Below are 7,669 nucleotides of genomic sequence, written 5' to 3' on the forward strand. Positions count from 1 at the left end.
AGCGAAAACGATCGGCAGGCGGTGATCACGTCCTACCTGTTTGGCCTGGGTGCATCGCAGTTTCTCTACGGGCCGTTGAGCGACAGCTACGGCCGCAAACCGGTCCTGCTGTTCGGCCTGTTGCTGTTTTCCGCCGCCAGCCTGTTTTCCGCCGCATCGACCAGCTTCATGATGATGGTGGTCTCCCGCTTCGTGCAGGGATTTGGTGCCGGTGCGCCCCGCGTTGTCGCCATGGCATTGGTACGAGACCGCTTCGTCGGTGTGGAGATGGGGCGCGTCATGTCAATGGCGATGATGGTGTTCATGATCGTGCCGATTCTCGCGCCGTCGATCGGGCAGGGCATTTTGCTGATCGCGCCGTGGCGGTGGATGTTCGTGACACTGCTGGTCGCCGGCCTGGGTCTGGCGCTGTGGGGCATGGTTCGCGTGGAGGAGACGCTGACGGACGAGAACCGCCGGGCCATCACGCTGATCAACCTCGGCTCGGGCTTCGCCGCCGCGATCCGGCATCCGGTGACACGGGGGTACATGCTCGCGCTGGGAACCGTGTTCGGGGTCCTGGTTTCCTTCATCAGTCTCGCCCAGCAGATCTTTCAGGATCGCTACGGCATGGGCGCGGGATTCACCCTGCTGTTCGCCGCCATCGCGATGTTTCTGACCGCGGCGTCGTTCGCCAACTCCCGCTTGCTGCGCCGCTTCGGTCTGGTCCGGATGACCGGTGTCGCGCTAACCGGCTTGATCTCCGTCAGCGCGCTGTGGTCGGTGATTGCGTTGTTCGATCAGGTCCCCCTGCCGCTCTACATGCTGCTGCAGGGCCTGTGCCTGTTCTGCTTCGGCTTTCTCGGCGCCAACCTCAACGCCCTGGCCATGGAGCCGATGGGGCATCACGCCGGCAGCGCGGCAGCCCTCATCGGCAGCTTCACCACGATCATGGGCACGGCCATCGGCTACCTCATCGCGCAGCAGTTCGACGGCACGCTGGTGCCGCTGGCGCTGGGTTACCTTGGCATGGGCATTGTCGCGTTGCTGATTGTCTGGATGACGCACCGGGTGGCGGTGCGGCTCGAGCTGGTGACACAGCCGGGCTAGAGCTGTGTGATGCCCGCCGGTCAGGGGGCTCCCGCGATCTGCCTGACCGGCTACTTCACATGACCGATAGCAGAGGGCTTTCTTAATGCTGTCATTCAGACAATATAAAAAATATACATAATGTCGATGTTTTGATATATGTCGGGCAGCCATCTGAGGAGACTGGCATGTCCAAGAATATCTACACGCACTGCAACTATTGCGTGTCGCTGTGTGGTCTGGAGGTCGAGGTCGACGATGCCGGGGAAAAGGTCATCGAGATCCGCCCCGATCGCGAGAACCCGTTTTCCTGGGTCGACTTCTGCCGCAAGGGCAAGACCGCGGCGGAGATCCGCAATCATCCGCAACGGATCACCACGCCGATGCGACGCGTGGGCGATCGCTACGTTCCGGCCAGCTACGAGGAGGCCATCGCGGATATCGCGCAGCGCCTCAACCGGATCATCGAACGTGACGGCGCGGATGCCGTCGGCTCGTACCACGGCAACCCGCTGGGGCATAACTTCGGCGACTCGAACCTGCATGCCGGGCTGCTGGCGGCGATCGGCACCGGCAACCGCTTCTGGGTCGGCTCACTCGACCAGAACTCGCTGCATGTCGTGCAGGAGGAAATGTTCGGCTGCGAGTTGATGTCGGTGCCCACCGACGTCGACGACTGTGAGTGCTTTCTGCTCATGGGCATGGACCCCGCGGTAAGCCGGTTCGGCTGGATCGAGATCATTCCCGGTGGCTGGAAGCGTGTGCTGGAGGCGCGTGACCGTGGCGCGGACCTGATCGTGGTCGATCCGCGGGTCACCAGCTCCAGCAAGGAAGCCCGGACCCATGTGCTGATCGAACCCGGAGAGGACTGGGCGTTCCTGCTGGCGCTGATCAAGATCATCGTCGACGAGGGCTGGAACCGGGAGCCGGAAGCCGTTCCGGTGAACGGCCTGGATGCGTTTTTCGAACTGGTCGGCGAGGCCGATCTGGACGATCTGTCCTCCCGCTGCGGCGTGTCCGTCGAGCAGTTGCGGGACGTTGCCGAGCGTTTCGCCAAGGCGCGAACGGCCGCCTGTGTCAGTCATACCGGCCTGGCGCATTCGGGGACCGGAACGGTCGGCGAGTGGCTGAGCCAGTTGCTCAACATCATCACCAATCGCATGGACATGCCCGGTGGCAAGCGCTACGAGCGCGGCTACGTGGACTTGCCCAAGGCCTGGAGCATGATGGCGCCGAAGTCCAAGCACCGGTCGCGATTGCGGAACCTGCCCACCGTGGCCGGGTTTCATTCGGTGGCCGAACTGGCCGACGAAATTCTCACGCCCGGCGCCGGGCAGATCAGGGCCATGCTGATCTGCTCCGGCAATCCGGTGGTTTCGGGGCCGGATGGTGATCGGCTGGACAAGGCCCTGTCCGAGCTCGAACTGCTGGTGGCCGTGGACATCGTGCAACGGGAAAGTCATCGCCACGCGCACTGGCTGATTCCCGGCACGCACTGGCTGGAACGCGAGGGGCTGCATCTGGCGTTCGGCAGCATCATGGAAAAACCCTTCGCCCAGTACGGCAATCGCTGCGTGAATCCCAAGGCCGGCGTGCGGGAGGAATGGCGCTTCTTCGTCGATCTCGCGCTGAAGATGAAGCGCCCCCTGTTCGGGTTTCGCGGAATCAACGGCGTGGTTCGGCTCAGCCGGGCGCTGGCGAAAATTCCCGGCCTGCGGAAGTTCGAATTCGGCCCGGCCTGGTTCGAGTGGCTGATGGTCGCGGCGGGCCGCCGCGTGAAGCTGAGCGAGGTCAAGCGTCGCCCGCACGGGTACATGTACGACAACAAGCGCTATGGCGATCTGGCCAGGTCACTGCGGACCACCAGCAAGAAGATCGAATGCGCGCCCAGCATCCTGATGGACGAATGCCGGCGTCTGCTGGCCGCACCGGTGCCGAAGATGGACCCGGAGTTCCCGTTCTGCATGGTCAGCCGCCGCAACCGCGAGTCGATGAACTCGTGGATGAACGAGAACGCCCGATTGTTGCAGCAACAGCGCAGCAATCAGGTGGAAATGCATGTCGAGGACATGACCGACCTGGGTCTGGAGGACGGTGATCCGGTGCGGGTCAGCTCGCCGGTCGGCAGCATCGAACTGACCGTGACGGCCGGCACCGGCGGGCGGCGCGGCATCGTCACCATCCCGCATGGCTGGGGATCGCGCATCTTTGATGTCAACGCACCTGGCCGTTACAGCCGCTGGGGCGAGAATCGCAACCGGCTCGTTGATGGCCAGCGCATCGATCCGCTTTCGCAGACGCCGCTGCTGAACATGACGCGGGTTCGGGTCGAGTCGCTGGAGCCAGCTGTCCGGCGGGCCCCCACCCGCAGGGCGGTGGGCCAATGACGTACGTGATCGTCGGTTCCTGCGTGAACGATGCCGTGTGCACGGAAGTCTGTCCGGTGGACTGCATCCAGCCGGCGCCGGAGGCCGGCGAGTTCGCCACCACGGAGATGCTCTACATCGATCCCGATGTCTGCATCGACTGCAAGGCCTGCGCGGACGCCTGCCCGATCAATGCCATCTACCCGGCGGAGCACCTGCCGGACAAGTGGACCGCCTACCGGGAGATCAACGCCGCCTTCTTTCGACAGAGGATGCGTTCGTGAAGGGCGATGACGCGGGCGCGCTGCGTGTCGCCATCGTCGGCTCCGGGCCGGCCGCCCTGTATACGGCGGCCGAGTTGGTGAGAGTTGGGGGACAGGATGTCCAGGTGAACATGATCGACCGCCTGCCGACGATCGGCGGGTTGGTCCGGGCCGGCGTGGCACCGGATCACGCGGACCGCCGCCAGGTCATCGACGTTTACGAAAAGCTGGCGCGCAGCGGTGGCCGGTTCAGGTTCCACGGCAATGTCGAGGTCGGTCGGCATGTCAGTCACGCGGAATTGCTGGCGCATCACCACGCCGTGATCTACGCCATCGGCGCTTCCGGCAGCCGACCGCTGGATGTGCCAGGCGCGAACCTGTCTGGCTGCCATCCGTCCAGCGAATTTGTCGGTTGGTACAACGGGCATCCCGACCATGCCGATCTGCCGGTGTCGCTGGATTGCGAGCGGGCGGTGGTCATCGGCAACGGCAACGTGGCGCTCGATGTCGCGCGCATCCTGCTCAAGGGCGACGATGCGCTCGTCAGCTCCGATATCGCGGCCCATGCACGCGAGGCGCTGGCGACCAGCCGGATTCGCGAGGTCTGCGTGCTGGGTCGGCGCGGACCGGCGCAGGCGGCGTTCACGCATCCGGAGTTGCTGGAACTCGGTGACCTGGAGGACTTGAGTGTCCAGGTCGATCCGGCGGAACTGGCGTCGGTGGACTGGCGATCGGACGATTTCGCCTCGACGCTGCGAAAGGCGACGCTGGAGACCTACGCCCGTTCCCGCGGCGTGCCCAACGCCCGGCGCCTGCTGCTGCGGTTCATGGTTTCGCCGATCGAAGTGCTGGGTCGGTCCCGCGTGGAAGGCCTGCGCCTCGTCCGCAACCGGCTGGTCAACACCTCCGAAGGACGGGTTACGGCCGTCCCCGGCGAGCGTTCCGACGTGTTGCAGACGGGGCTTGTGGTTCACGCGATCGGGTACCGGGGCTCGCCACCGCAGGGCCTGCCCTTCGATGCGGTCTCCGGCGTGATCCCCAATCGTGGTGGTCGCATGCTGGACGGGCCCGGTGGCAAGCCGCGTGCGGGGCAATACGTCGTCGGCTGGATCAAGCGCGGACCCAGGGGGGTGATCGGCAGCAACAAGCTTTGCGCGAGGGAAACCGTCCGAGCGCTGATGCAGGATGCCGCCGCCGGAGGATTGCCCGTGCCGGTGCGCGGTGGGGAGAGCTTCTCCCCGCTGATCCATGCACGTCAGCCGGATGTCGTCAGCTACCGCGGCTGGAAGGCCGTCGATCGGTTCGAGCGGCAGCGAGGGCAGGGCGTTCGGCCACGCGAAAAGCTGACCCGCGTGGACGACATGTTGCGAGTCGCCCGGTCCGTCGCATGATTCCGGCGCTTGACCGTGCCGTCCCGGGGGACGCACCGTTCCCGGCATGAACATCGACGGATGCATGGCACGGTGCCGCGCCCAGAACAACTGACGGGCGGCGTGCTCGCCGGCGGGCAGGGCCGGCGCCTGGGCGGGGTGGACAAGGGCTGGTTGCGCCTGCACGGGCGACCGCTGATCGAGCATGTCGTGACGAGTCTGGCGCCGAAGGTCTGTGCGCTGTCGATTAGCGCGAACCGCAATCTCGCGGCGTATCGCCGGGTCGGCGAACTGTCAGGTCTTCAGCGACCGGTCGAGGTCCATCCGGACGCCCGAGAGGGATACCCGGGGCCCATGGCGGGTTTGCATACGCTCATGACGAGGTGTCGCACGCGATACCTGGTGGTCATTCCCGTTGATGCCGTCGTGCTTCCGCCCGATCTCGTCGAGCGGCTGACCGATGCGCTGATCGTCGGCAGCGCGGGTATCGCGGTCGCGACCACGTCCACCGGGCCGCATTACACGACCTGCCTGCTGGATTGCCGCCGGCTGGAGCCGCCGCCGCCACACGGGCGGGTACGCGACTGGATGAGCGGGGCCGGATTCGTGAAGGCATCGATGCCGGCGTCGGCGGTGCTCAGTGTCAACACCGAGCGGGAACTGGCGCTACTGGGTCTGGAGATGCCCGGAGGGGATGGCGGGAAGGCGTAGGAACAAGCTCGGGCAACAGCGTCGCAGCACAGACGCTCGTCAGCTTGGCGCCGCCTGATGCGAAGAGAGATCGATGAAAACCGAGGTTTCCTGTATTCTTGGCCCACTGCACGCTTCATCAGATTGTTCCCGGTTGAATTTCCACCCGCTTACGCGGCGCTGCGCAACTCTCCAGTGAGCTTTACGGATCGAGACGCAGTCTGCCGTCGCCGTTTTGGCGTGGCTGAATTTTTATTTGTCAGTAAGGATTGGAAAACATGAGTGAAAGACAGACCGGTACCGTGAAGTGGTTCAACGAATCCAAGGGCTTCGGCTTCATCGCACCGACCGACGGTGGTGATGACCTGTTCGCGCATTTCAAGGAAATCCAGGGCAGCGGGTTCAAGACCCTGGCTGAAGGCCAGCAGGTCTCCTTCGTCCCCCAGCGTGGCCAGAAGGGCATGCAGGCGACGCAGATCTCGCCGCTCTAAGAACGATGTCCACCGGCGGGCTCTTGAGCCTGCCGGATGTCGTTGCGACGCGGGGCGCATGCCCCGCATCGCTTCGGTCGCCGTTGATGTTGGTAACACCGGTATCAACGGCGATCGCCTTCGCAAGTCCCGATCTCGCGCCGTTCCGTGCCGGTGATCGACCCGGAGACCCGCACCCGCCAGACGCGGTGCCAGCGTGTTCTTCCGACCTCTTTCAGTGCGACTTGGCCTACCGGCCGACGCCTGCCCCTTGGTCCTTCGCCCGGTCTGTGCTGCAATTCGCGCCCCGCGTTATCGGCGCGACGCGGAACGCGTTCGCGCCAGAAGGACTCAGACATGCCCGACTATCGCTCCAAAACCACGACCTTCGGCCGCAACATGGCCGGCGCCCGCGCGCTGTGGCGCGCGACTGGAATGAAGGACGACGACTTCGGCAAGCCGATCATCGCCATCGCCAATTCCTTCACCCAGTTCGTGCCCGGTCATGTCCATCTGAAGGATCTCGGGCAGATGGTCGCGCGCGAGATCGAGTCCGCGGGCGGTGTCGCCAAGGAATTCAATACCATCGCGGTGGATGACGGTATCGCCATGGGCCATGGCGGCATGCTCTACAGCCTGCCCAGCCGCGACCTCATCGCCGACAGCGTCGAGTACATGGTCAACGCCCACTGCGCCGACGCGCTGGTGTGCATTTCCAACTGCGACAAGATCACGCCCGGCATGCTCAACGCCGCGATGCGGCTGAACATTCCGACCGTGTTCGTCTCCGGTGGTCCGATGGAAGCCGGCAAGGTGAAGTTGGCCACCCGGGGCGATCTCAAGCTGGACCTGGTCGATGCCATGGTCAGCGCCGCCAATGCCGCGGAATCCGACGAGGACGTGGCGCAGATCGAGCGCAGCGCCTGTCCCACCTGCGGCTCCTGCTCCGGCATGTTCACCGCCAATTCCATGAACTGCCTGACCGAGGCACTGGGCCTGTCCCTGCCCGGAAACGGCTCGCTGGTGGCAACCCACGCCGAGCGCAAGGAGCTGTTCCTCCAGGCCGGCCGGCTGATCGTCGACCTCGCCAAGCGCTACTACGAAGGTGATGACGCCACCGTGCTGCCGCGCTCCATCGCCACCTTCGAGGCCTTCGAGAACGCGATGGCGCTGGACATCGCCATGGGTGGCTCGACCAACACCGTGCTGCATCTGCTCGCGGCGGCGCACGAGGCCGGGGTGGACTTCACCATGGCCGACATCGATCGGATGTCGCGCAAGATTCCGCATCTCTGCAAGGTGGCGCCGAGCACGCAGCAGTACCACATGGAGGACGTGCACCGCGCCGGTGGTGTGATCGGCATTCTCTCCGAGCTGGATCGCGGCGGGCTGATCCACAGCGGCTGCCACACCGTGCACGAGCACACCCTGGGCGATGCCAT

At 64.9% G+C, this 7,669-nt stretch carries 7 protein-coding genes; all 7 read left to right on the top strand.

Annotation, left to right across the window (positions count from 1 at the left end):
- Positions 1 to 1,089 (top strand): multidrug effflux MFS transporter (locus ABNS06_RS03195; RefSeq protein WP_348672522.1); only part of this gene is annotated, 1,089 nt, incomplete at its 5' end.
- Positions 1,090 to 1,256: 167 nt separating this feature from the next.
- Positions 1,257 to 3,455: a molybdopterin-dependent oxidoreductase gene (locus ABNS06_RS03200; protein ID WP_348672523.1), complete on the top strand. Its 2,199-nt coding sequence runs from the start codon at positions 1,257 to 1,259 to the stop codon at positions 3,453 to 3,455.
- Positions 3,452 to 3,718: a ferredoxin family protein gene (locus tag ABNS06_RS03205; protein WP_348672524.1), complete on the top strand. Its 267-nt coding sequence runs from the start codon at positions 3,452 to 3,454 to the stop codon at positions 3,716 to 3,718. Before ABNS06_RS03200 ends, ABNS06_RS03205 begins: the two co-directional genes overlap by 4 nt.
- Positions 3,715 to 5,088, top strand: coding sequence for an FAD-dependent oxidoreductase (locus tag ABNS06_RS03210; RefSeq protein ID WP_348672525.1), 1,374 nt, complete (start codon positions 3,715 to 3,717; stop codon positions 5,086 to 5,088). Before ABNS06_RS03205 ends, ABNS06_RS03210 begins: the two co-directional genes overlap by 4 nt.
- A 72-nt stretch (positions 5,089 to 5,160) precedes the next feature.
- Positions 5,161 to 5,778, top strand: coding sequence for an NTP transferase domain-containing protein (locus ABNS06_RS03215; RefSeq protein ID WP_348672526.1), 618 nt, complete (start codon positions 5,161 to 5,163; stop codon positions 5,776 to 5,778).
- A gap of 257 nt (positions 5,779 to 6,035) precedes the next feature.
- Positions 6,036 to 6,248, top strand: coding sequence for a cold-shock protein (locus ABNS06_RS03220; RefSeq protein ID WP_348672527.1), 213 nt, complete (start codon positions 6,036 to 6,038; stop codon positions 6,246 to 6,248).
- Between the two features lie 336 nt (positions 6,249 to 6,584).
- Positions 6,585 to 7,669: dihydroxy-acid dehydratase (gene ilvD, locus ABNS06_RS03225; protein ID WP_348672528.1), on the top strand; the 1,085-nt coding region annotated here is incomplete at its 3' end.

Origin of the sequence: uncultured Abyssibacter sp., from assembly GCF_964000955.1 — a bacterium.
Classification (GTDB): Bacteria; Pseudomonadota; Gammaproteobacteria; order Nevskiales; family OUC007; genus Abyssibacter.